This window comes from Proteiniphilum sp. UBA5463, assembly GCF_002427225.1.
In the GTDB taxonomy this organism is placed as follows: domain Bacteria; phylum Bacteroidota; class Bacteroidia; order Bacteroidales; family Dysgonomonadaceae; genus Proteiniphilum; species Proteiniphilum propionicum.
In genome coordinates this window covers 53,643-78,490 of record NZ_DIQL01000011.1, presented here as the reverse complement: position 1 = coordinate 78,490, position 24,848 = coordinate 53,643, and the positions used below count along the sequence as shown (strand labels likewise).

Sequence of the window (24,848 nt, the reverse complement as noted above, 5' to 3'; positions counted from 1 at the left end):
TACAAAATTACTCAAAGCAAAGTATTATGCAATACAAAGTACCATATATATTTATATATTTAGCGTTATTTAACATTGCGGAAATATTGAGATCGTTGAATGAGTTAAACTGAATTTTCTAATTTAACGATATTTTGTTGGCAGCAGCTGTGAAAGTTGAACAGTTTCTATCGTTTCATTGGCGGGGTTCAGAAAATTCGGCTATATTTGCAACGGTTAAATCAACAGTTATGTCGCTGAGGGGAAAACATATTGTTTTGGGAATTACAGGCAGCATCGCGGCCTACAAATCGGCAATTATCACCCGGTTATTGATAAAAAAGGGCGCAGAAGTGCAGATCGTTATCACTCCTTCCGGAAAAGAATTCATTACACCGGTAACACTGTCTGCCCTGTCAGGCAAACCGGTAATAAGTGAGTTTTTTGCCACGGGTGACGGCACCTGGCATAGCCATGTGGATCTGGGTTTGTGGGCCGATCTGATGGTCGTTGCTCCAGCCACGGCATCCACCATCGGCAAGATGGCAAACGGCATTGCCGACAATATGCTTATCACCACCTACCTATCCATGAGAGCTCCTGTATTTGTTGCACCGGCTATGGATCTCGATATGTACAGGCACATAACAACCCAGCGTAATCTGGAAATACTGAAGAGTGACGGGGTGCGGATTATTGAGCCTGCCGAGGGAGAGCTGGCCAGTCATCTCGAAGGCAAAGGGCGGATGGAAGAGCCTGAAAATATTGTAGCTATTCTGGAACAGTTTTTCGCATTACGGAACAATCTTCACAAAAAAAAGGTTCTGATTACTGCAGGCCCCACCTATGAGCGCATCGACCCGGTTCGTTTTATCGGTAATTTCTCATCAGGGAAAATGGGTTTTGCACTGGCTGAAGAGTGTGCTTTACGCGGTGCTGAGGTCTTGCTGATAACCGGTCCAACAGCACAATTAGTTTCTCATCATGGTATACGGAGAATAGACGTTGAATCGGCAAAAGATATGTATGATGCCACCATGAAGCATTTCCCTCAAATGGATGCTGCCATTCTCTCTGCTGCTGTGGCCGATTACCGTCCTGAACAGAAACAGGATGAAAAGATAAAACGGAATGAGCTGGAGAGTATTACCCTCACCCTGACAGCCAATCCCGATATTGCCGCATCGTTGGGAGAAATGAAAAAGACACACCAGCTGATCATCGGTTTTGCATTGGAGACCAACGATGAGGAGGCTAATGCCATTAAAAAGCTAGAGAAGAAAAACCTTGATTTCATCGTGCTCAATTCACTGCAGGACAAAGGTGCCGGATTTGGGCATGACACAAACAAGGTAACGATACTTTCCCGTGACGGAGGAAAAAGATCGTTCGATTTAAAATCAAAAAAAGAGGTTGCAAAAGATATTATTGATACGGTGTTCATCTCTTTTTCGAACAAAACAACGTAAGATGAAACAATTTTGCTTTTTATTATCATATCTCTTTTTTTTTGCTACTTCACTTCTATCCTTTTCACAGCAATACATAAATCCATTAAATATACCCCCTGCGCTGAGTGGCAACTTCGGCGAACTAAGAGGCAATCATTTTCATTCCGGAGTGGATTTCAAAACACAAGGTGTGACGGGGAAACCAGTTTTAGCAGTCGAAGATGGATATATATCCCGCATAAGTGTTTCACCTGGAGGCTATGGATTGGCACTCTATGTTGATCATCCGGCAACAGGCCATACCAGCGTTTATGCCCATTTGAAAAGCTTTTCAAAAAAAATTGCCGACTGGGTTATTATTAAGCAATATGAACAGGAGAGCTTTCAAGTAAACCTTCACCCTGAGAAGGGAATGATGCCTGTAAAGCGGGGTGAGCAGATCGCATTGAGCGGTAATACTGGGAGTTCGGGAGGGCCACATCTCCATCTCGAAATCCGGGATACCCACACACAGGAGCCGCTGGATGTACTGGAATACATAGGGCAGGTACCCGACACACAAAAGCCCGACCTGAGGGGAATTGCCATATATCCGGTTGCAGGCAAGGGAATTGTCAACGGAAGCGGTAATACTCTGAGAATGAATATTGGTAAGGACAAAGCTGGCAATCCGTCAAGTCCGGGAAAAACTGTGAATGCATGGGGACGTATAGGTACAGGTGTAAAGGCATATGACCGGATGAATGGCCAGTCAAATATATATGGCGTGAAATATATTCGTCTGTTCGTAGACGACAAACAGATATTCAGCAGCACCATAGGACGTTATTCTTTTAATGACACACGCATGCTGAACTCCTTCATCGACTTTGAGGATTGGAAGAACCGTCGTTCATTTTTTATGAATTCATTTATTGAGCCCGGCAACAGGCTTCCGTTTTATGAATCAGCAAACAGAGGATATATAGATATTGACGAGGAGAGAGCCTATCGGTTCAGATACGAGCTGGAAGACCTTTATGGAAATATGCTTTCATACTCTTTCACTGTAAACGGTCAGCGGCAGGAGATACCTGAAGAACCCGGCTGCTCAAAATGGATGGCATGGAACCTGCATAACTCGTTTTTAGATTTGGGATTTTCACTGTCAATACCTACAGGGAATTTATATGATAATTTCTGTTATTCCCACTTCATCACAAAAAAACCTACCTACTATTCAGATGTGCACCATGTAAATAATAATCCCGTACCACTACATAAAAGCGGAACAATCTGGATTAAACTGCATACAGATACGCTGCAAAACCGCAACCAGTACGGTATAGTAAAAATAAGCGACAACGGTAACGAAAGCTGGATAGGAGGCAGTTACAAACGCGGTGGAGTGGAAGCTTCAATTAGGGAGCTGGGTGACAGGTATGCAGTAAGCTCTGACACGGTAGCTCCTGTTATCACACCACTGGAACCTGCCGGGTGGGTAAGCCAGAAAAAAATACGCATAAGGCTCAGCGACGATAAAAGCGGGATAGCTTATTTCAGGGGAGAGATAAACGGGAAGTACGTACTTTTTACACACGATTCAAAATCACCGGTCTATACCTACATTTTTGACGATTCACGGCTAATAAAAGGAGAGAAACAGATATTGGTATTCAGGGCAACGGATAGAGCAGGAAACAGCAGCGAATACAGTTACTCATTCCACTATTAATAAATCATCTCCATGCCGGCAGGAATGAGGCATCATTTTCACACACTATATGGGCATTCACTTTACTTAATATGAATTACTAATTGCATTTTCTTAAAGGCCCAGCGTCTCCTTCACCAGGGTTATCTCACGTTCACTTCCTGTATGCTTTCCTTCCACATCAGACAGCTTAACGCACTCCTGCCACTCCTCCCTGGCAATCATCTTGCATCTGAAAAGCTTCATTACAATATTCATCCCTTTTATATCATTTCCCACATCATTAGTCAGATTGGTACCAATGCCAAAAGTGGCACCAATGCGGTCGCCACAATAGTCCTTGATGCGGATAGCCTTCTCTACGTCAAGGCTATCTGAAAAGACCAGGTATTTCATTTTGGGATTTACACGAAGCTCTTCGTACCGTTTGATAACTTTATCGATAAAAATAAACGGATCGCCGCTATCATGCCTCAAGCTGGTAAAAAGTGCCGCATGCTTCTTGCTGAAATTACGCAAGAACACACCGGTAGTATAAGTATCGGTAAGTACAGTTCCCAGATCGCCATCAAACACGTTGATCCAATCCTCCATAGACATGTAATTTGCCATCTTGTAACCGTAGATAGAACCGTGGAACTGCACCCACTCATGCGGGTGGGTGCCCGATACGTTCAGTTTGTGTTTGAACGCCATATAAACATTACTAGTTCCATACAAGCTCTTTCCGGCATGAATCTTCAGAAGCTCCGTCACTCTGTCCTCTACATCAAAGCTAAATCTTCGCCTCATCCCGAAGAGAGAAAATGTGATACCGTGCTCTTTCATCTTCAAAGCTTTTTCTATTGCTGACGCCTCCATATATTCCAGATCGGGGTGCTGCCCTGTCTCCCGGAAAAAGAGTTCGGAGATTGTAGCCAAAACCGGCGTTTCCCACAAAGTAACCCTATAAAGTAAACCGCTAGCTTTGACATGCAGCTTGTTGCCATCCATCCATATATCCACTTCCGACGGATCAAAACGGAATCCTTTCAGGAAGTCAATATAAATTGGTGGCAGATATGGCATCTGCTTTCTAATAAAAACTTCTTCGTCATTTGTCAACACCAGAGCTGACATCTCCTCCAGCTCCTTTCGCAGTAGCTGATCAAATCCCTGTGGATAATCTCCGTTGCTTCTGTCCACAAATTCAAATTCACCATAAGCGCGTGGAAAGAGTTTTGAATATGCATAACTGGTAGTAAATTTATAAAGATCCGTATCGAGGATACTTCTGATGATTCCCATTTCAATTATTGTTTAATTAGTTATATTAATGCTTCGTTAAAACTTCATTTATAATACTGACAGTCAATAATTTATTGGTCGACTTGCAGCTAAAAAAAACTCCACGGGGGGGCTTATATATAAACTGTAAAACATTTATAAACCGATTCGGTTCACAGAAAATCAAACGGTTGATGATAGTCAGTTCTTATCAGGTTATTTGCTGCAATTAGTTATTTGCTACAATTAGTACTTTGCAGCCTCCGTGTTCCGCTGTGCCATATATTTTTAGGCTTATAACTATATCATATCTTCCACGTTCCATACGAAGGCACGCAACCCCAGGTTTGCGGACTCTTCATCCTGTTTTTTCAGATAATTCAACAACAGGTGAACTCTATCATCATCTACAATGGTAAGGATAGCATTATTCACCGAAGGCCAAGCATGTGATCCATAATGCGGGTATCCATCTTTACTTCCTTTTCCGTAAACCTCTTTCCATGAAGTAAACCCACGAATATTCAATGAGCTCAGGTCGTTCACAATCTTTTCATAGTGCGCCTGGTCTAAAATTATCATTACAGCTTTCATACAATTAAAATTATTTATTCCTTTCAATTTGACACTACTTTCCCTTAAACATTATCAGTCAGAATATCGCGATGTTTCTTACGCTTTCTGCGCACGCCGTAACCGGCCATGATGGAATAGAGTGCCGGAATGAGAACAAGGGTAATAATTGTAGAAAATGTCATACCCCCAATGATGGAGATACCCAATGATTTCCACATCTCTGACCCCTGTCCTGTCCCTACCGCTAACGGTATCATTCCCAGTATTGTTGTAAGGGTAGTCATCAATACGGGACGAAGCCTCGAACGTCCTCCGTGCACCACAGCAGTGATAATAGTCATACCTCTTTCGCGGTTCAGATTGATGTAATCAATAAGCACGATGGCATTCTTCACCACCATTCCCACAAGCATGATCAACCCCACGAATCCCATTATACCAAGCGGCTCGCGGGTAATAGAAAGCATCAGGATAGATCCGGTAAAGGCAAATGGGACTGTAAGAATAATCATAAAAGGATAAGTAAGCGATTCAAACTGTGATGCAAGCACAATATATACCAACAGTGAAACTATCAACAGCAGCAAAGTCAATTCAGAAAATGCCTCCTGCTGGTCTTCTAACGAGCCGCCCATCTCCAGCTGCACACCTGTAGGCGGATCTACTTCTGCCAATATTTTATTTACATCTGCAACCACCTCACTCAAAGCACGCCCGTAGATTGTTCCGGTAACAGACACAATACGTTCCCTGTCCTGCCGGTCTATCTGAGGGAGTGTGGAAGTCTCCACAACCTTTCCCAGGTCACGTACACGAACACCTGCTCCCATAGGGTTGTAGATAAGAATATTTTCGATATCTTCAATCGACTGCCTGTATTGTTCTTCGAACCTGACACGAATATTATACTCCTCTCCCTCTTCGCGGTAGCGTGACATGGTGAGCCCGTTGATCCTGTTTCTTACCGCATTGGCTGCAGTGGTCATATTCAACCCGTTAAGAGCAAGCTTTTCACGATCGAACTGAATCTGGTACTCCATCCGGTAATCTTTCCTGGATACAACGATATCTCTAAGCCCCTTCACTTTTTCCAATTCAGAACGCAAACCTGCCGCTATCTTATCGGTTGCAGCCAGGTCGTAGCCATAAACATTTACTGCTATATTGCTTCCACCTGTCATGCCCATATCGCCACCTCCCGGCATTACCTGAAAACGATATAGTTCAGGCATGTCAGCAAGGTCTGCACGAATCTCATCAGATATATCATAAATATTTTTCTTTCTGTTTTTTGCTTCTGTCAGCCTCATTCTATAAGTTATTATATTTGAAGCGTTGTCCTGCATCGCTGCCCATGCGTTATCCTCATCAGCTGCACCCACACTGAAAGAGATGATCTCAATTTCAGGATATTTCTCCTTCATCACTTGTGCGATGCGGTGTCCAGTTTCTCGTGCGACTTCCATACGAGTCCCTGTAGGCATCTCCACGGTTATGGCAATGGAGTTATTGTCCGATGCCGGCATAAACTCTGTCTTCAGTGTAACAGCGCTAATTACCACGCTCACAATAAAAATCATCAGCACGAAAAATAACGCAAGTCTTCTCTTTCTTGCTACCTTGTTTACCAAGCGTGAATAACCGTGATCGAGCTTGTTCAGAAGTGGAAGGATATTCTTATTGTACCACCTGTCGAATCGGTTGACTTTCATATCCTTTTCGCCTCTCATCATCTTTGCACTCATCATCGGCGTCAACGTAAGGGCTATGATCAATGATAGCGAGATGATAATAGTTACCATCCATCCCAGCTGTTTAAACATAACACCGGCAAAACCGCCAACCATGGTCATGGGAAGAAACACCGCGATAATGGTCAGCGTGGATGCAATAACGGAAAGCGACACCTCTTCCGTACCGTAAACGGCAGCCTGTCTTGGACGACTTCCACGTTCAATATGTGTGGTGATATTCTCCAGCACCACAATAGCATCGTCAACCACCATTCCTATAGTGATGGAGAGTGCCGATAGCGATATAATATTTATTGTGTTTCCAGTAAGACGGAGGTAAATAAACGATCCTATGAGAGAGATAGGTATCGTTACCATGATAATTACGGTTGCACGCCATCTGCCAAGAAATAATAGCACAATGATCCCGACAATTATCAGTGCCAGAATAATTGTTTCTAACAAGCTTTCAATAGATACCTTTATATACTCCGATGTGTCCATTACCGTTTCTATCCTGATATCGGGAGGCAGGTTTTCTTGCAGTTCAGGCAGTCGCGTCCTTACGGCATCGGCAATGGCTACGGTGTTGGCACCAGACTGTTTCTGTACAACTATGCTGGCGCTTCGTTGACCGTTCGTGTAATTCTCCTGCACTCGTGTCTCAACAGTATCTTTCACGGTAGCCACATCACGCAGGTAGATGGAACGCCCCTGATTGTTACCCACAACAATATTGTTCAGGTCGCGGCTTTCTTTGAACTCACCCTCAAGACGCAGCATATAAGTCTGCGAACCTATATCGAAATTGCCTGCCGGGACATTCACATTCTCGGTAGCAATCACCTGGGCTATCTGCTCAAGCGAGATATTGTATGCCTCCAGTTTATCGGGTATCACATTCACCTGAATCTCTCTCTGTGGTGCTCCGGCCACAGATACCGTACCCACTCCGGTAATACGGTTGAGAGGATTTGCAACCTGCTCATCGAGTATTTTATACAATGCACCAGCACTCTCTTGCGCCGTTGCAGAGAGAATGACAACAGGTATCATATCGGAGCTGAACTTAAGGATCATCGGATCTTCCGTTCCATCAGGAAGAAATCCCGACACTATATCCACTTTATCCCTGACATCATTCATCACGGCATCCATGTCGGTGCCAAAATCGAACTCAAGCATAATCATAGACATTCCGTCTCTCGATTGTGATGTGATCTCTTTCAATTTTTCGGTTGTGTTAAGCACATCTTCAAGGGGACGGGTTACGTTAGCCTCAACATCCTCTGCTCCTGCACCCGCATAAGAGGTGATGACCGATACGATATTCAGGTCGATATTGGGATAAAGGTCGATGGGAAGCTGTCTGTAAAACAATATCCCGATCAAAACCACTCCGATAAATATTAATGATGTTCCCACGGGATTTTTCACCGAGGTTTCATATATCTTCATATAACAAATCTATTATATCATTTTTAAGTTTATAGGAACCCGGTCAACCTCACTTCTTAACTTCAGCATTAAAGGTACTACTTATACTCCGGGTTTGAAAAATTCTCCTTATTGTTTAATCTCTATCACTGCACTACCTGCACATCCGTACCATCAATCAATCCGGTATTTCCATGTACAATTACCCTGTCACCTGCTTTTAGTCCCGACAAAATTTCATATTTCCCGCCAACACGCACACCCAGCTCAACCAGCGTATAAACGGCTTTACCATCTCTCTCCACAAAAACATAACGATCGTTAGATCCAACCTGCTTCAATACTGCCATATCTGACAGAAGCGGGCTGTCATTAGTGCCAAAATTTATTTTCACGCGTGAAAACATACCAGGACGCAGGCGGTGGTCGCCGTTTGGGACGGAAATTTCTACCGCAAAGGTGTGTGAAACAGGATCGAGCGTAGGATGAATCAGAGATATAACCCCCTTGAATATTTCATTACCGAGTGCATCTGCCTGTACCTCAACCGGCATCCCCTTTAACACCTTGCTATAGTATGATTCTGATACATTTACCTTTACTTTAACAGGATTTATATTTTCGATAGTTAGAATTGGTAGCTGCATCACCACATCACCCGGATCGTAATTACGGGCTGTTACCAAACCGCTTACAGGACTGATTAGTGTGGTATTCTCAGCCAGATTGCTCAGGGCATACTCAGCAACATCAAGCTGCGTTTTAGCCTGGTCAAGCTGCTGTTTGGAAATTCCGCCCACTTCATAGAGCTCTTTATAGCGTTCGTAGTCTCTTTTTAATGTTGCCACCTGTGTCTGCTGCTGTGATAAATTAGCTCCGTCCATGGCCACAACTGCCTGTCCGCTGCGCACATTAGCCCCCACATCAACATAGATTCTTCGAATACGCCCACCCATAGCGGGTGCAATATTGTTTACCTGGTTAGCCTCAACCGTAGCGGTAAAGGTGGACACCTGTTCTACCGGCACCAACACCACCTCCTCAACACGCACCTTTTCAACCTGCTGAGAATCGCTTTCAGCTGTGCCGGACTTGTCTTTTACGCCGCACGAAGCAAGTAATGCTGCAGCCAGTAAAGGAGTAAACTGTAATAACTCTTTCAGTTTCATAAGATTTATTTAATTTTTTTCTATTTTTTTCTATCTGATTCAATTTGCATCCACAGGGGTAATATCGTAGCCAAGCACTTTCTCTAGATCTGCTTTAGCTGCCAGATAATCATATATCGCGTTCCTGTATTGCAGTTCAGCATTAAGCACAGCAAGAGCAGCAGCATTTACATCCACTATTGTCCCCATCCCGGTTTCATACCGTTTCAGGGTTATCTCATGTCCCTTGCGTGCCTGGCCAACTGATGATTGTGTTGCCATTACCTGCTCAATATTCTTATTAATAAGGTCGTAGCTATTCTTTATGGAAAGCTTCAATCCTCTTTCAATATCTTTTCGTTGCTCACTCAATTGCCAAAGCTGGATTTTCGACTGTTTCACATTATGATAACGTTGCCCCCCGTTAAAGATAGGTATCTGCAATGTAACACCCAGCATGGAATAGGGATCCCAGCGATATTCTCTAAACCTGAAGTCGTTGTTCTGGCTCATATAGGTCCAGTTAAACGAGGTAACAAGGGTAGGAGAAAACTGAAGCTTCTGCATCTCATAAGCGTTATGTGCCTGCTCAGCCTGCAGATCGAACTGCTTTATATCGCTGTTGTTGGTTAGTGAAGTATCAGCAGGTATAATTGCATTAAACATAGTCTGCTCATATTCATCAAGCGTGCCAATCACTTTAAGCGGCATTTCTCCATCAACACCCATCAGCATCTTTAACTGAAGCTCGGCTATCTTCATCATATTTTCCGACTGAAGGATACCGGGTATAAGACTCTTAAGCCTTACATCTGCCGTAATCACATCATATTCGGCCACAATCCCCTGGTTATATCTGTTACGGATATTTTCCAGATTAACGGAGTCTGTTTCATATGTTTTTTTGAACACGCTATAACTATCCTGTGCAAGCATCAGGCTAAAGAAGGCCTTCTTTACCTGATTCACCAAATCTATGCGGGAGGCACGCGCCTTTTCCATTGCCAGTCTAATATCCACTTCGCTCATCTGTATATTTTTCCAAAGTGAAGGTACCACAACTGGAAGGCTCACATTCAAACCTGCCGACCATACATTAAAACGCCCCATCTGAAATCCTTTTCCCGATGTTTCCGGATCGGGCATCATCACCTTGCTCAGCACCTTCAGTATCTCCAGCTCCTCTGGTGTATACTGGGTTGGGTCGATACTACCGCCACCAAGGCCAAAACCTTCATCAAAATAGACTGTCTGTCTTTTAATGGCACGCTGATACTGCCCGATAACATCAAGCTGAGGGAGAAGAGCCCCGTATGCCGATTTTTGGGCATACTGTTTCTTGGTAATCTCCATATCGGCAACCTTTACCGTAGGGTTCTCACTCAAAGCTATTTCCAGGGCTCTATTCAAGTCGATCAGCAAGCTGTCCGGCTCTTGAGCTGATGCCGTTAATATGCCTGTAAGGCCTATTATCAGCACAGCGAAACGCGTTAATATTTGTGGTCTGTTCATATCTTTCTTAATTATAATATTCTATTTTTAGCTTTCTGCTGTTCTAAATACGCATCAATAATTTTTATTCCTTTTTCGGTAGAGATACCGCGTACAAAGTTTATCATCATTGTATAAAAAAGTTCTGAAAAAGTAAAGGGGGGTTTATCAAGCGAAGTAGCACGAATGTAAATATGTGTACTCTGTTCCACCAGAAAAGCTGCTGCATCAACGTTTAAATCTTCCCTTATATATCCCTGCTCAATACCTTTTTTGAGAAAATTACTCAAAAATGTCTTGTTTTTATTAACATCATCCTGAAGATAATTGTTAGCTTCAGGATAATACTTATATATATCCTCGAAAAACTTCACATTGCAAATGGGTGTGGATTGCTGTATCTCAATAACTTTCACAAATATTTCCACAACATTGTTGTTATCTGATATAAGCGAGGTGAAAATTTTTTTTCGTTCATCCCTGAGCCTGACAAGCAGTGACAACAAAATTTCCTCTTTATCCTTAAAATTCTTGTAAATAGTTCTTTTTGAGATACCCAATGAAGAGGCCAGCTCATCCATTGATACACTTTTTATACCATACTGGAAGAACAGATCTCCGGCTTTGACAATAATTCTTTCTTTAATTCCCATTTAGTTGCAATTGAAAAACTCACAAAGGTAAAACGTAAAACTAATAACATCAAATTAGTTTTCTTAGTTTTAACATACTTTAGATTAAGATTATGTTACATATTTCAAAACTTCGGTAATTATTTTTTAAAACACCTGACAATCAGCAAAAAAGTACTACATGATTTTGGATAGATCTGTTTTGTTGTTAATTAATCGATTACATTGCATTTCGATACTTTCTACCTGACTGTCGATATTTCAGAACAGAATGAAAATCATGGAACATAAAGTGTGTCGTTAATCATGAACAGTTATATTTTCCCTACAAATGAATCTATTTATCCTTTAAATGAACACCGTTTTTTCCTCATCCTGAAAAAATAGTTATCTTTGAAATCGAATTCAAAAATGAGTCTGCTCCTAAAACCCCAAAACCCGATTTCAGGAGGTCGCAACTCGCTGGAAATCAATGGCACTTTTTGTGGAATTTTCAGCAAAAAAGACTTATCGGAGGGGACTCAAAAATTAAACCAGCAACGGAAACAAAAATATCAATAATCATTTATTCCCGATCAGATATCGGAAACGTAAGATCACAATTCTTTAAAAAAAACAGGCAACAGTATGAAACTAAACAAACATTTTAATCTCTTCATTGCACTGACAACTATTTTATTCCTGTATACAAACTGTACGGGCAACAGAGTAATGAACGTAGACGATCTGCTGAAGAATGCAGAATCGCTGGTAGGCCAAGACGTTGTTGTAGAAGGCCTTTGCACACACGTATGTGCCAAAAGCGGCATGAAGCTTTTTCTGCAGGGATCGGACAAGCAGCAGACACTACGTGCCGAATCGGGAAGTTCTCTGGGCAAATTCAATCCCGAAAGTATAGATAAACAAGTTATGGTGAGAGGGAAGCTGGTGGAAGAACGCATAGATGAAGCATATGTGAAGGAACTGGAAAAAGAGATCCTTGAAAAGACAAAGGTGAGTCACGGTGAGGGCGAGGCAGGATGTGCTACCGAACAGGCTGCAGAGGGGGTTACCGCCGGCAGTTCCGAGATGGAGAGGATTGACAGTTTCCGTGCCCGCATAGCTGAGCGCAAAGCCAATGAAGGGAAAGAGTGGCTATCGCTCTATCATATAGTGGTAGAATCATACCAGATCATCGACTGACAAAAAAGCAAACATAAGGGAAAAAACACACTCTTTTCTCCTGTTTTCTTAAAAGATTTCTCATTTAACGGACTTAAGGTAATAGTTAAGCCGGATTATAACTATTAACGCTCTCATGGATTTTACTATTGAGTGGCGGGTAATTGTATTGTTTACAGTATGATGTTCGAATCTGTTCGACGAAAATTGATAAGGTAGTTGAATATATATTATAATCTGTCACATTATTTTTATAATTTTGCATCTATTCTCATTTTTACCACACAATTATTATCAAAATGGCAAATAATAAACTACGCGACGACGCACTTGCCTATCATTCGCAGGGGCGTCCCGGAAAAATTGAAGTCGTTCCTACAAAACCCCATAGCTCACAACGCGATCTCTCTCTAGCCTATTCCCCAGGTGTTGCAGAACCATGCCTTGAAATAGAGAAAAACGAACAGAAGGTCTACGATTACACATCGAAAGGGAACCTGGTAGCAGTGATCTCTAACGGTACTGCTGTACTGGGATTGGGTAATATCGGGGCAATGGCAGGTAAACCGGTAATGGAGGGCAAAGGATTACTTTTTAAAATATTCGCGGGAATAGATGTATTCGATATAGAGGTGAATGAAAAAGATCCTGAAAAATTCATACAGGTGGTGAAAGCCATCTCTCCCACATTCGGTGGTATCAACCTGGAGGATATTAAAGCACCGGAATGCTTCGAGATTGAAGAACGGCTGAAGAACGAACTGGATATCCCTATAATGCACGACGACCAGCATGGGACAGCAATTATTTCAGCCTGTGGACTGCTTAACGCGCTGGAGTTGAATGGCAAGAAGATTGAAGATATAAATATTGTTGTAAATGGTGCCGGCGCTGCTGCAAACTCATGCACGAAGCTATACATGTCGTTGGGGGCCAAACCGGAAAATATTGTGATGCTTGATTCAAAAGGGGTTATAAATACCTCAAGAACCGATTTGAACGACCGTAAAAAACCTTTTGCCACAACCAGAAACATCAATACACTGGAGGAAGCCGTAAAAGATGCAGATGTATTTTTGGGTCTCTCCGTGGCTGATGTACTTACACCGGAAATGTTGCAGTCCATGAATCACGATCCAATCGTTTTCGCACTGGCAAACCCTAGCCCCGAGATTTCCTACGATCTGGCCATGTCATCGAGAAAAGATATCATCTTCGCTACGGGTCGTTCTGATTACCCCAATCAGATAAACAATGTACTTGGTTTTCCATATATCTTCAGAGGAGCATTGGATGTGCAGGCTAAATGCATCAACGAGGAGATGAAGATAGCCACGGTATATGCATTGGCGGAACTAACAAAAAAAGCGGTTCCAGACGTGGTAAATGCTGCTTACAGCACAAAACAGCTTCGCTTCGGAAGAGATTACATTATTCCAAAACCACTCGATCCGCGGTTATTGACAACAGTGGCACCGGCAGTGGCAAAAGCTGCCATTGCATCGGGTGTTGCACGTAAGCCCATAACCGACTGGGAAGAATATGATCATAAGCTGCGTGAACTGATGGGGCTAGATAACAAAATGCTCCGTCGCCTCTATGATATGGCACGGCAGAATCCCAAGCGGGTGGTCTTCTCGGAGTCAAACCACCTGAATATGCTCAGGGCGGCAGAAACAGCTTATGCCGAAGGTATCTGCAAACCCATACTGCTGGGTAACGAAGAAAAGATAGCGAGCGTAGCACGCGAAAATCTGATCAGCCTGGAGGGAATTGAGATAGTGAACCTGCGTCACGACAGGGAGGAAGAGCGCAGGTTACGCTATGCGGAAATCCTTACAGAGAAGAGAAGGCGTCAGGGGATGACTCTGGACGAGGCTACAGAGAAGATGTTCGAACGGAACTATTTCGGCATGATGATGGTGGAAACAGGCGATGCTGACGCCATGATTACAGGTGTATTCAGCAAATACCTGAACACTACGGATATCGCAAAAGAGGTGATTGGAATTCGTGACGGACTGAAGCATATCGGCGCCATGCATATTGTAAACACCAAAAAGGGTGTATTTTTTCTTGCCGACACACTTTTCAACCGGCATCCCGATACAGAGGCCCTTATAGATATAACCAGGCTGGCAAATTCCACAGTTAAATTTTTCGCTCATAACCCGGTGATTGCTATGGTATCTTATTCAAATTTCGGGGCAGACACCATAGGGAGCCCCGCAAGTGTTCATAAGGTGGTTGAAACTCTGCACGATAGGTACCCCGAAATGATTGTGGATGGAGAGATGCAGGTGAATTACGCGTTTAACAAGAAGCTGCGAGATAAAAAATATCCATTCACCAAGCTGAAAGACAAAGAGGTAAACACCCTGATATTTCCCAATTTAAGTTCTGCCAACTCAGCTTATAAACTTTTGAAAGAGATTGGTATGGATGATCTGATAGGCCCGATACAGATGGGACTGAACAAACCTGTACATATACTGGACGTTGACACATCAGTGCGAGATATAGTGAACATGGTGGCGGTAGCAGTTATAGATGCAATAGTGGAAGAGAATATCCGTTTAAATAATCTAACAAGAATTGAATAAATCGAGGTTATTCACCTCCTCACTTTTGACATAAGTAAAACTGTTTTAAAACAACAATATCAAACTAAACAAAATATAACGATGGAAAAGAGAAAAAAATTCATGCTCCCGGAGGCAGATATTCCCACACAGTGGTACAACATAACTGCCGAAATGAAAAACAAACCTAAGCCAATGATCAATCCACAGACAAAAGCGCCTTTAAAAGCAGAGGACCTTTATCCTCTCTTCTCCGAGGAGCTGTCACGTCAGGAGATGAACCAGACAGATGCCTGGATAGATATTCCTGAAGAGGTGAGGGATAAATACAAGATCTACCGCCCTACTCCGCTGGTAAGGGCTACCGAACTGGAAAAAGCATTAGACACACCGGCGCATATCTACTTCAAAAACGAAAGCGTGAGCCCTGTCGGTTCACACAAACTCAACTCGGCGTTGCCGCAGGCATACTATAATAAGATTGAAGGAATAACAAACATTACCACCGAAACAGGTGCAGGGCAATGGGGTACAGCGCTGGCATTCGCCGCCAGGACGTTCGGGTTGGAGCTGGCTGTATATATGGTAAAGATAAGCTATGAACAAAAGCCTTACCGGCGTTCACTGATGCAGACCTGGGGGGCACAGGTAATCGCTTCGCCCAGCATGTCAACCAAAGCAGGGCGGAAGATCATAACCGAAAATCCCAACTACCAGGGTAGCTTGGGTACAGCCATATCAGAAGCAATAGAGCTGGCTATGCAGACACAGAAGTGCAAATACACGCTAGGGAGTGTACTGAATCATGTAGCTCTTCATCAGACTATTATTGGTCTGGAAGCCGAAAAGCAGATGGCCATGGCTGAAGAGTATCCCGATGTGGTTATCGGTTGTTTCGGTGGCGGCTCAAACTTCTCTGGAATATCCTTTCCCTTTTTGCGTCACAACATGGCAGGAAAAGCAAATACCCGCTTCGTTGCTGCCGAACCTGCATCATGCCCAAAGCTTACAAGGGGGCAGTTTCAGTACGACTTCGGCGATGAAACCGGTTACACTCCACTTATCCCTATGTATACACTGGGACATAAGTTTGCCCCGGCAAATATTCACGCCGGCGGCCTGCGCTATCATGGCGCCGGCAGCATCGTAAGCCAGCTGCTGAAAGACGGAATGGTGGAAGCAGTGGATATCAAACAGCTTGATACATTTGAAGCAGGAGTGCTTTTTGCCCGTACCGAAGGTATTATTCCGGCTCCGGAATCTACCCACGCCATTGCCGCAGCCATAAGGGAAGCGCAGCAGGCAAAAGAGGAGGGCAAAAAAAGAGTGATTCTGTTCAATTTATCCGGACACGGCCTGATAGATATGAGCGCCTACGATCAATTTCTTGCCGGAGATCTGGCAAATCACGAAGTAACTGATGAAGATATTAACAGGTTTTTAGCAAAAAATTAGTTTTACTGGTTAATAACTATTTAGCATGAAAAGGTGGTTAAAGGGGAAAAAAATGTCACAAAATATTTGGATATTAAGTTTAGACAATCTATCTTTGGGTATATAAAATGAATGAGTTATTGCCGCATTGGTCGATTGGGAAACTCATCAATTACATTTTATAAACCGAGACTCGTTTTTGGTATCGATGGCGGGCCGCAGCCTTCGGGATTCGTCTTCGGGCGGACAGCGGATTACAAAGATACCGGGACACTCAAATCCTGTCATAAGGAGTTTCGTCTTATTCCACCGGTGCGGCTTCTTATAAAAAGCAGATTAGCAACAGATTACATCTTATTGCAGTCTGCTTTTGCTTTATATATAGTCTTCAAATGAGAGTATTAAAACAGTATTGGGAACTTTTTCTGGTTTTTTTTAAGATCGGAGCTTTTACGTTTGGGGGCGGATATGCAATGATACCACTTATAAGAAACGAGGTGGTAAATAAAAAACTGTGGCTTGATGACAGCGAATTTATGGATATGCTTGCCATTGCCCAGTCCATGCCTGGCCCCATTGCATTGAACACGGCGCTTTTTGTAGGTAATAAACGGTCTGGATTCAAAGGAAGCATCTTTTCCGGAGCTGGGGTTATCTTACCCTCGTTTATAGTAATCCTGCTTATCGCAATGGTATTTACCCGGTTCAGGGAAAACCACGTGGTTGAACGTATTTTTAGAGGTATACGACCCGCTGTGGTGGCACTTATCGTGTCACCGCTACTTGGACTGGGCAAGTCGGCCGGAGTGAATTTTAAAAACATCTGGATCCCTTTGGTTGTAGCACTATCGGTTTGGCTACTAAAAATCTCCCCTGTCTATATCATTCTTACAGCTATCATACTGGGGATTTTCCATTTTATTCATGTGAAACAGATAATGAAAAAATAAGATGGAACTCCTTGATCTCTATTTGGCTCTATTTGCATCGTTTTTCAAAATCGGACTTTTCGGTTTCGGTGGTGGATATGCCATGCTACCGCTCATACAGCGTGAAGTTGTGGATGTGCATCAGTGGATATCGGTAAATGACTTCACCGATATTGTGGCTATCTCGCAGACCACTCCCGGACCCATCGCGTTCAACTCAGCCACTTACATCGGATACACTACGGTCACGGATATGGGATTTGCAGCCGGTTACGGTGTTTTAGGCTCCGCCATTTGCACTCTTGCCGTAAGCATACCCTCTCTGGTAATCATGACCGTTGTTTGCGCATTCTTCTCACGTCTCAAGGAGAACCCCTGGATGAGGGCCGCTCTTTCAGTACTGAAACCGGCTATCATAGGACTTATTGCTTCTGCTGCCCTGATGTTGATGAACGGCAATAATTTTATTGATTATAAAAGCTGGATAATCTTTAGTGTGGTTCTTGTGGCTTCCATAAAAAAAGTAGATCCCATATTGCTGATAGTGCTATCAGGTGTTGCCGGACTATTGCTCTACCCTATGCAGGTATAAACACTGAAGGGCTTTAGCATAAATAATATTGTAACCAGCTATTGCTCTACCCTTTGCTGGTTTAAGATTCAGTTTTCTGATAAGCCAGCCGTTCTGTCCCATCTAAAACATATATGATGCCGCAAAAAGTGAAATCCAGCTTCGAAAGTATATGCTGCATAACACGGTTGTCGCGGTGTGTATCCACCCTGATATTGCGGCATTGTTTAAAGCACCATCGAAAACAGGCTTCTGCTACCCCTTTTTCCTTCCCGGCCGATGCTATTCTGTGTACCGTCCCGTAACGATCGTTATTGAGCCACTTCCCCTCGTAAATATTTGCGTAAGTGGAATCGTCCCCTATGATAAAGCAAAAGGTGCCGACAAGCCCACCCGTTTCGTTTTCACACACAAAACTGTGGCCCGCATCAATCTCTTCACGAATATACAGCTCTGAGGGGTATCCCGAATCCCATTGTGAAGCATTACCACTGCTACGCATAAATTCACGGGCAACAGCATACATCTCCATCACTATCGGAAGGTCTGCATGGGTCGAAGGACTGATGCGTGTGATCATGTCACTGTTTTTTCACCGTAGTTTTTCCGGAAGACGCTTTTCCGGAAGACCCCCGGGTTGTTGTCTTTTTTCCCTCATCTGTTTTAGCAGTTCTCTTTCCAGACGTTTTTGATGCTGCTTTCCCAGCTGTCTTTCCACCTGTTTTTCCCGTTTTTGCCTCTTTACCCTTATCGGTATCGGCAATTATCTGTCTGCAATCCTCCAGTGTCAACTCTTCCGGTTTAAGTTTTTTCGGTATCTTGTAGTTCTTCTTTTTATAGGCTATATAGGGCCCGTAACGTCCGTTCAACACCTGCAGTTCGGGTTCTTCCTCAAAAGTACTGATAATCTTTTCCAGATCTTTTTTCTCCTTCTCCTCAATCAGTTCAATTGCCTCGTCAAGTTGGATCTCCAAAGGATCAGCTCCTTTAGGCAATGAAACGAACTTGTTGTTGTGGCGGATATAGGGACCGAATCGTCCTACACCCACAATCACCTCTTTGTTCCTGAATTCACCGAGTTTCCTGGGCAGTTCAAAAAGCTTTAGCGTTTCTTCAAGAGTGATAGTCTCAATAGATTGTGACTTCTGCAAAGAGGCAAAGAGCGGTTTTTCCTCTTCGTCGGGCGTACCAATCTGCGCCATGGCACCGTAACGCCCTATCTTCACCGAAACTTGGCGTCCCGTCTTGGGATCCGTACCCAGTACCCGTTCACCTGCCTTGTGCTCGGTACGCATCTTGGATGTTTCCTCCACTATCGGGTGAAACACTTTATAAAAATCGGCTATCGATTTGTTCCATTGTTCCTTCCCCTCCGCAATCTGGTCGAAATTTTTCTCTACCTTAGCAGTAAAGTTATAATCGATAATTGAAGGAAAATACTCCACAAGGAAATCATTTACAACCATACCTATGTCAGTAGGCACCAGTTTGTTCTTATCGGCACCGGCAATCTCCTTTTTGTCGGTATCTTTAATAGTCCCTTTTTTGAGAGTAAGAATATTATAGATCCTCTCCTCTCCATCCACGTTTCTTTTTTCAACATACTCGCGGTTGATAATAGTAGAGATTGTGGGTGCATAGGTAGAGGGACGGCCGATACCCAGCTCTTCCATCTTTCTTACAAGCGCCGCCTCGGTATAGCGTGGGGGGCGCTGTGTAAAACGCTCCGTTGCAATGGTCTCCTGCATGGCAAGCAGCTCGCCCTTTTTCATTGGAGGCAGTATAGCCTCATCGTTTTCTCCATTTTCCTCATCGGTACCCTCTAGATAAACGTGCAGAAAACCATCAAATCTGATCACCTCGCCGCTTGCAACAAATTTGCCTTCGGTATTTGATATGATAATATTGGCAGTAGTACGTTCCAGTTGAGCGTCAGCCATCTGCGAAGCTATTGTACGCTTCCAGATCAGTTCATAGAGCCTTTTCTCCTGAGCGGTACCATCTATCTCGTGCTGGCTGATATAGGTAGGTCTAATGGCTTCGTGAGCCTCCTGTGCTCCTTTCGACTGAGTTGCATACTGACGGCTCTTCAGATATTCTTCACCATACTGAGTGGAGATCTCCGTTTTTGCAGTACCGATGGCCAGTCCCGATAAATGTACCGAGTCGGTACGCATATAGGTAATTTTCCCCGACTCATAGAGCCGCTGCGCCACCATCATGGTCTGTCCCACCGAGAACCCCAGCTTTCGGGATGCCTCCTGTTGCAGAGTAGAGGTGGTAAACGGGGGTGCGGGCGATTTCTTTACAGGCCGGGTGGTAACATCTTCAACAGTGAAATGTGAAGATTTGAGTTTCTCCAGCAGAGCCAAAGCCTCTTCCTTGGTTTTAAGCCTTCTGTTGTATTCAGCTTTTATTTCATACTGATGACCATTCTCTTCTTTTGTAAAATGTGCAATTATACGATAAGCTGCTTCAGACTGGAAATTTTGTATCTCCCGCTCCCTTTCAACGATCAGGCGCACGGCGACCGACTGAACTCGCCCGGCCGACAGAGCAGGTTTTATCTTCCTCCAAAGCACCGGCGACAGCTCAAAGCCAACAATACGGTCGAGCACCCTGCGTGCTTGCTGCGCATCTACGAGATTCTGATCTATAGCACGGGGATTTTTAATTGCTTCCTGAATAGCATCTTTGGTTATTTCGTGAAAGACTATGCGCCTAGTGTTCTCCTCTTTGAGCTCCAGGGCATCGAACAGGTGCCACGAGATTGCCTCTCCCTCACGGTCTTCATCAGATGCGAGCCACACAGTATCGACTTTTTTTGCTGCCGCTTTAAGTTCGTTAACAACCTTTTTCTTATCTGAGGGGATCTCATATATAGGTTTGAAACCATTCTCTATATCTATGCTGAAATCTTTTTTCTTCAAATCACGGATATGTCCGTAGCTCGACATAACGTGAAAATCCTTTCCTAGAAATTTCTCAATTGTCTTTGCTTTTGCAGGCGACTCAACGATAACCAGGTTTTTTTCCATTCAAAATTGTCTTTCTTCTTTAATTTATTGAAAATATTCTACTTCCAATCAAGTGGAATACTACTCCTTTTAGGGTGCAAAAGTAGTAATTTTGTGTAAGGAACAACACATTTTTAAGAAATTCCTTCTTTATTAAGATTTTTTTGTGGATTGTCAAAGGATACACCGTGGATTGATTCCAGCATCCCGGTAAGTTGCGAAGCAAGCGAACGGCGTATCTGTAGTCGCATACGGCAACTTTCTCTGAAATCATGCGTCCATTGAAGCGAGTCAAATTGTTTTAACACACGCATAACCTCGTTCATCAGCGGATAATCAAACACTATATCAATAATGTCATCCACCGTCTTCTCTGTGATCCCGGCATTGGCGATGGCATCGGCTGCCGCCTCTTTATATGCCTTTATCAGTCCACCAGTTCCAAGTAAAGTACCCCCGAAATAACGAACAACTACAACCAACACATCGGTGAGTCCAGCAGAGTTGATCTGACCCAGAATAGGCTTACCTGCTGTACCCGATGGCTCTCCGTCGTCGTTTGCACGAAACTCTTCCCGTTGCCATCCCAGCATATATGCCCAACAAATGTGGCGGGCATCATAGTATTTCTTGCGCTGTTCTTCCAGGATCTCTTTCACTTCTTCAGCACTCTTTACCGGAAAAATATAAGAGATAAACTTGCTCTTCTTCTCGGTAACATACCCTTCTGCAGGCCGGTCAACAGTTTTATACGTATCATTCATACTGCAAAAATAGTAAAAGTGCTTGAATATACCCATCAGCATACCAGTTAACTGAAAACAGACAGCGATACTTTTCAGGCATCGCTGTTCTATTATTACTGATAAGTGTGCTTCCTATGTGACTGTTCAGGTGTAAATCAGTCACTGGTACCATCTATTACCCGCATTTGGATGCGCCGCAGTTCCTGCATTTCAGACACCCCTCTTCATAAACCAGCGTTTCCTGTCCACAAACGGGGCATTTTTGCCCTTTAACTTCGGTTTCGTTGGGGAGATATCTCTTCAACGCCCGCTCCACACCATTCTTCCAAGTGTTGATGGTTTCGCTGTCAAGCTCGAGTCCCGACACCAGTTTTATCACCTGGTCGATGGGCATCCCGTATCGTAGCACACCCGAGATCAACTTCGCATAGTTCCAGTATTCAGGATTAAACTTTCCGTCCAGCCCTTCAATAGTTACCTTATAACCTCGACGGTTTTGGAACTGAAAATCATAATGTTTACGACCATCATTATCGTATGCTTTGATGATCTTCCCGGACGTGACGTTCTTGGGCACCATGATACCGTCGTCTTCATCGTTGATACCAGTAAAGATCTCGTAAGGCCTTCCATTTAACAACCCGATAAAGGCGATCCATTTCTCCTTGTTGTTCTGAAACTTTATCACATCGGCTTCAAGCTCTATGGGTCGTGAAGTAACAATCTGCGGCAGTTCGTAGCAACCATCCTCTTTTTCTTCTTTTTCCTCTTTACTTTCGTCATCACCGTTAGAGATAAGCACGCCCGCCCGCGACCCTTCACGATAAACCGTACATCCTTTACATCCGCTCTTCCAAGCCTCCATATAAAGCTCTCCAACAAGCTCTTCCGATACATCATTCGGCAGGTTGATAGTTACGCTGATGGAGTGGTCTACCCACTTTTGCACGCGTCCCTGCATCCTCACCTTCTGCAGCCAATCCACATCGTTTGATGTTGCTTTGTAATAGGGTGATTTGGCTACCAGCTCATCAATCTCCTCTTTTCTGTAGCGCTTGGTAGTGGGATAACCATTGGCCTCCATCCAGGCAACGAATTTGTGGTGAAAGACCGTATATTCTTCCCAAGAGTCACCATTTTCGTCCACGAAATCGATTTTTACATCCTTATCGTTAGGGTTTACTTTGCGGCGGCGCGTGTATACAGGCAGGAAGACCGGCTCAATGCCCGATGTAGTCTGCGACATAAGGCTTGTGGTTCCGGTAGGGGCAATGGTTAGAAGTGCAATATTGCGCCTGCCATATTTCACCATATCTTCATAAAGATCAGGATCGGCCTCTTTCAGACGATTGATAAAAGGGTTGTTTTTTTCTCTTTCGGCATCGTAAATTTCAAAAGCGCCACGCTCTTTTGCCATCTCTACAGACGAGGCATAAGCATTGAGAGCCACAACGCGGTGAACTTTTTCCGAGAAGTCGTTCCCTTCATCCGTTCCATAGCGAATACCTAATGCTGCCAGCATATCACCCTCGGCAGTAATACCCACGCCGGTACGGCGCCCCTGCATTGTTTTGCGCTGAATCTTTTTCCACAGGTTGCGCTCCGAATATTTTACCTCTTCCGACTCGGGGTCAGCATCTATTTTCTCCAGTATCAGGTCGATCTTCTCAGACTCCAGGTCCACAATATCGTCCATAATACGTTGTGCCAACCGCACATGTTTTTCGAAGAGGCCAAAATCGAAATAGGCATCTTTTTTAAACGGATTTACAACATAGGAGTATAGGTTGATAGCCAATAGCCGGCAGCTGTCGTATGGACACAACGGGATCTCACCGCATGGATTGGTAGAGACAGTTCTGAAGCCAAGATCGGCATAACAGTCGGCCACCGACTCACGGATAATGGTATCCCAGAAGAGAACACCCGGTTCGGCCGACCGCCATGCGTTGTGCACGATCTTTTTCCACAGCTCTTGCGGATCAATAGTTTTTTTATATTTTGGCTCTTGTGAGTCGATTGGGAACTGCTGCACATAGGGTTTCCCTTCTGAGGCAGCTTTCATAAACTCATCATCTATCTTCACCGAGATATTGGCTCCGGTAACTTTTCCCTGCTCCAGCTTAGCATCAATAAAATCCTCGGAGTCGGGATGCTTGATAGATACGCTGAGCATAAGGGCGCCGCGCCTACCATCCTGTGCCACCTCTCGTGTTGAGTTGGAGTAACGCTCCATGAAAGGCACCAGTCCTGTGGATGTGAGTGCAGAATTCTTCACAGGCGAACCTTTTGGCCTAATATGTGACAAATCATGCCCAACACCGCCACGGCGCTTCATTAGCTGAACCTGCTCTTCATCGATACGAATTATTGCCCCGTAAGAGTCGGCACATCCTTCCATACCAATTACAAAACAGTTCGATAGCGAGGCCACCTGGTAATCGTTTCCAATTCCCGTCATGGGGCTCCCCTGGGGAATAATATATCTGAAGCGATCGAAAAGGGCGAACAGTTCATTCTCACTCAATGGATTGGCATATTTTTTTTCTATGCGGCTAATTTCTTTTACCATCCGCCAGTGCATATCCTCAGGTGTTTTTTCGTATATTTTCCCCTGGCTGTCCTTGAGGGCGTACTTGCTAACCCACACCTTGGCAGCAAGTTCGTCGCCTCTGAAATAGTCCATCGAAGCTTTAAATGCTTCGTTGAAAGTGTATGTCTCCTTTTTCATCTTTATTAATTAAATAACTGAAACGATTTTTAAAATATCAATAACTTTCCTGTTCCGAAAAGATAATTTTCTAAACATTATTCCGTTTGGCAATACAAGTTTATGGAAAGTTTCCAAGAATGCAAAATATTTCCTTATTATTTTATCATAAAAATATAAAGTTTCCCTATTTTTTCCGTAAATATTTGTCTATGTGCGCGTTAACATTTTAATAAGTGTAGAATGTTTCCCTTTTGGTACAACTTCATTGAAATTCAAATAGATATAATTC

At 43.7% G+C, this 24,848-nt stretch carries 17 protein-coding genes; 7 read left to right on the top strand and 10 right to left on the bottom strand.

All coding sequences use genetic code 11. The features are described from left to right. Positions 1-230: 230 nt before the first annotated feature. Both coaBC and B3B27_RS02500 read left to right on the top strand, forming a co-directional pair. Positions 231-1,448 (top strand): bifunctional phosphopantothenoylcysteine decarboxylase/phosphopantothenate--cysteine ligase CoaBC, encoded by a 1,218-nt coding sequence (coaBC, locus tag B3B27_RS02505; RefSeq protein ID WP_238867202.1) that lies wholly within the window; start codon positions 231-233, stop codon positions 1,446-1,448. A 1-nt stretch (position 1,449) separates the two neighbouring features. After that, entirely contained in the window at positions 1,450-3,144 is a 1,695-nt protein-coding gene (locus B3B27_RS02500) for a M23 family metallopeptidase (protein ID WP_238867204.1), read from the top strand. Positions 3,145-3,237: 93 nt separating this feature from the next. Here the strand turns inward: B3B27_RS02500 and pncB are convergent, their stop codons facing one another. The 6 genes from pncB to B3B27_RS02470 all read right to left on the bottom strand — a co-directional run bounded on the left by pncB (position 3,238) and on the right by B3B27_RS02470 (position 11,427). Continuing rightward, positions 3,238-4,410 carry a nicotinate phosphoribosyltransferase gene (gene pncB / locus B3B27_RS02495; RefSeq protein WP_286832752.1) on the bottom strand — a complete coding sequence of 391 codons (1,173 nt, stop codon included), beginning with the start codon at positions 4,408-4,410 and terminating at the stop codon, positions 3,238-3,240. A 279-nt stretch (positions 4,411-4,689) separates the two neighbouring features. After that, entirely contained in the window at positions 4,690-4,983 is a 294-nt protein-coding gene (locus tag B3B27_RS02490) for a PG0541 family transporter-associated protein (RefSeq protein ID WP_238867206.1), read from the bottom strand. Positions 4,984-5,027: 44 nt separating this feature from the next. After that, the gene (locus B3B27_RS02485; RefSeq protein WP_238867207.1) at positions 5,028-8,156 is read right to left on the bottom strand and encodes an efflux RND transporter permease subunit; all 3,129 of its coding nucleotides are present in this window, start codon (positions 8,154-8,156) and stop codon (positions 5,028-5,030) included. Between the two features lie 125 nt (positions 8,157-8,281). After that, complete coding sequence (locus B3B27_RS02480; RefSeq protein ID WP_238867208.1) at positions 8,282-9,304, bottom strand: efflux RND transporter periplasmic adaptor subunit; 1,023 nt, start codon at positions 9,302-9,304, stop codon at positions 8,282-8,284. Between the two features lie 39 nt (positions 9,305-9,343). Further along, entirely contained in the window at positions 9,344-10,795 is a 1,452-nt protein-coding gene (locus B3B27_RS02475) for a TolC family protein (RefSeq protein WP_238867209.1), read from the bottom strand. A gap of 11 nt (positions 10,796-10,806) precedes the next feature. Then, positions 10,807-11,427, bottom strand: a complete 621-nt coding sequence (locus B3B27_RS02470) for a TetR/AcrR family transcriptional regulator (RefSeq protein WP_238867210.1) — start codon at positions 11,425-11,427, stop codon at positions 10,807-10,809. Positions 11,428-12,033: 606 nt separating this feature from the next. Here B3B27_RS02470 and B3B27_RS02465 point away from each other — a divergent pair. From B3B27_RS02465 to B3B27_RS02445, 5 genes are all read left to right on the top strand, one after another. Then, a complete protein-coding gene (locus B3B27_RS02465) occupies positions 12,034-12,588 on the top strand; it encodes a hypothetical protein (protein ID WP_238867211.1) in 555 nt (184 codons plus the stop codon). 278 nt (positions 12,589-12,866) lie between these two features. Further along, positions 12,867-15,170, top strand: coding sequence for an NADP-dependent malic enzyme (locus B3B27_RS02460; protein WP_238867213.1), 2,304 nt, complete (start codon positions 12,867-12,869; stop codon positions 15,168-15,170). 81 nt (positions 15,171-15,251) lie between these two features. Next, positions 15,252-16,604 (top strand): TrpB-like pyridoxal phosphate-dependent enzyme, encoded by a 1,353-nt coding sequence (locus B3B27_RS02455; protein WP_238867215.1) that lies wholly within the window; start codon positions 15,252-15,254, stop codon positions 16,602-16,604. A gap of 371 nt (positions 16,605-16,975) precedes the next feature. Beyond that, on the top strand, positions 16,976-17,533 hold the full coding sequence (locus tag B3B27_RS02450; RefSeq protein ID WP_238867217.1) for a chromate transporter: 558 nt from the start codon (positions 16,976-16,978) through the stop codon (positions 17,531-17,533). Position 17,534: 1 nt separating this feature from the next. Continuing rightward, a complete protein-coding gene (locus B3B27_RS02445; RefSeq protein WP_238867218.1) occupies positions 17,535-18,104 on the top strand; it encodes a chromate transporter in 570 nt (189 codons plus the stop codon). Positions 18,105-18,165: 61 nt separating this feature from the next. On the opposite strand, the gene B3B27_RS02440 is transcribed toward B3B27_RS02445, so the two are convergent. The 4 genes from B3B27_RS02440 to B3B27_RS02425 form a co-directional block, all read right to left on the bottom strand. Beyond that, entirely contained in the window at positions 18,166-18,663 is a 498-nt protein-coding gene (locus tag B3B27_RS02440) for a GNAT family N-acetyltransferase (RefSeq protein ID WP_238867220.1), read from the bottom strand. A 1-nt stretch (position 18,664) separates the two neighbouring features. Then, entirely contained in the window at positions 18,665-21,121 is a 2,457-nt protein-coding gene (gene topA / locus B3B27_RS02435; RefSeq protein WP_238867222.1) for a type I DNA topoisomerase, read from the bottom strand. A 113-nt stretch (positions 21,122-21,234) separates the two neighbouring features. Next, positions 21,235-21,864 carry an IMPACT family protein gene (locus tag B3B27_RS02430; protein WP_238867224.1) on the bottom strand — a complete coding sequence of 210 codons (630 nt, stop codon included), beginning with the start codon at positions 21,862-21,864 and terminating at the stop codon, positions 21,235-21,237. A 157-nt stretch (positions 21,865-22,021) separates the two neighbouring features. Continuing rightward, on the bottom strand, positions 22,022-24,577 hold the full coding sequence (locus tag B3B27_RS02425; protein ID WP_238867226.1) for an adenosylcobalamin-dependent ribonucleoside-diphosphate reductase: 2,556 nt from the start codon (positions 24,575-24,577) through the stop codon (positions 22,022-22,024). Positions 24,578-24,848 lie beyond the last annotated feature (271 nt).

Excerpts from the sequence above, each read along its gene's own strand:
- coaBC (WP_238867202.1), top strand. The coding sequence starts at position 231 with ATGTCGCTGAGGGGAAAACATATTGTTTTGGGAATTACAGGCAGCATC.
- B3B27_RS02500 (WP_238867204.1), top strand. The coding sequence starts at position 1,450 with ATGAAACAATTTTGCTTTTTATTATCATATCTCTTTTTTTTTGCTACT.
- pncB (WP_286832752.1), bottom strand. The coding sequence starts at position 4,410 with ATGGGAATCATCAGAAGTATCCTCGATACGGATCTTTATAAATTTACT.
- B3B27_RS02490 (WP_238867206.1), bottom strand. The coding sequence starts at position 4,983 with ATGAAAGCTGTAATGATAATTTTAGACCAGGCGCACTATGAAAAGATT.
- B3B27_RS02485 (WP_238867207.1), bottom strand. The coding sequence starts at position 8,156 with ATGAAGATATATGAAACCTCGGTGAAAAATCCCGTGGGAACATCATTA.
- B3B27_RS02480 (WP_238867208.1), bottom strand. The coding sequence starts at position 9,304 with ATGAAACTGAAAGAGTTATTACAGTTTACTCCTTTACTGGCTGCAGCA.
- B3B27_RS02475 (WP_238867209.1), bottom strand. The coding sequence starts at position 10,795 with ATGAACAGACCACAAATATTAACGCGTTTCGCTGTGCTGATAATAGGC.
- B3B27_RS02470 (WP_238867210.1), bottom strand. The coding sequence starts at position 11,427 with ATGGGAATTAAAGAAAGAATTATTGTCAAAGCCGGAGATCTGTTCTTC.
- B3B27_RS02465 (WP_238867211.1), top strand. The coding sequence starts at position 12,034 with ATGAAACTAAACAAACATTTTAATCTCTTCATTGCACTGACAACTATT.
- B3B27_RS02460 (WP_238867213.1), top strand. The coding sequence starts at position 12,867 with ATGGCAAATAATAAACTACGCGACGACGCACTTGCCTATCATTCGCAG.
- B3B27_RS02455 (WP_238867215.1), top strand. The coding sequence starts at position 15,252 with ATGGAAAAGAGAAAAAAATTCATGCTCCCGGAGGCAGATATTCCCACA.
- B3B27_RS02450 (WP_238867217.1), top strand. The coding sequence starts at position 16,976 with ATGAGAGTATTAAAACAGTATTGGGAACTTTTTCTGGTTTTTTTTAAG.
- B3B27_RS02445 (WP_238867218.1), top strand. The coding sequence starts at position 17,535 with ATGGAACTCCTTGATCTCTATTTGGCTCTATTTGCATCGTTTTTCAAA.
- B3B27_RS02440 (WP_238867220.1), bottom strand. The coding sequence starts at position 18,663 with ATGATCACACGCATCAGTCCTTCGACCCATGCAGACCTTCCGATAGTG.
- topA (WP_238867222.1), bottom strand. The coding sequence starts at position 21,121 with ATGGAAAAAAACCTGGTTATCGTTGAGTCGCCTGCAAAAGCAAAGACA.
- B3B27_RS02430 (WP_238867224.1), bottom strand. The coding sequence starts at position 21,864 with ATGAATGATACGTATAAAACTGTTGACCGGCCTGCAGAAGGGTATGTT.
- B3B27_RS02425 (WP_238867226.1), bottom strand. The coding sequence starts at position 24,577 with ATGAAAAAGGAGACATACACTTTCAACGAAGCATTTAAAGCTTCGATG.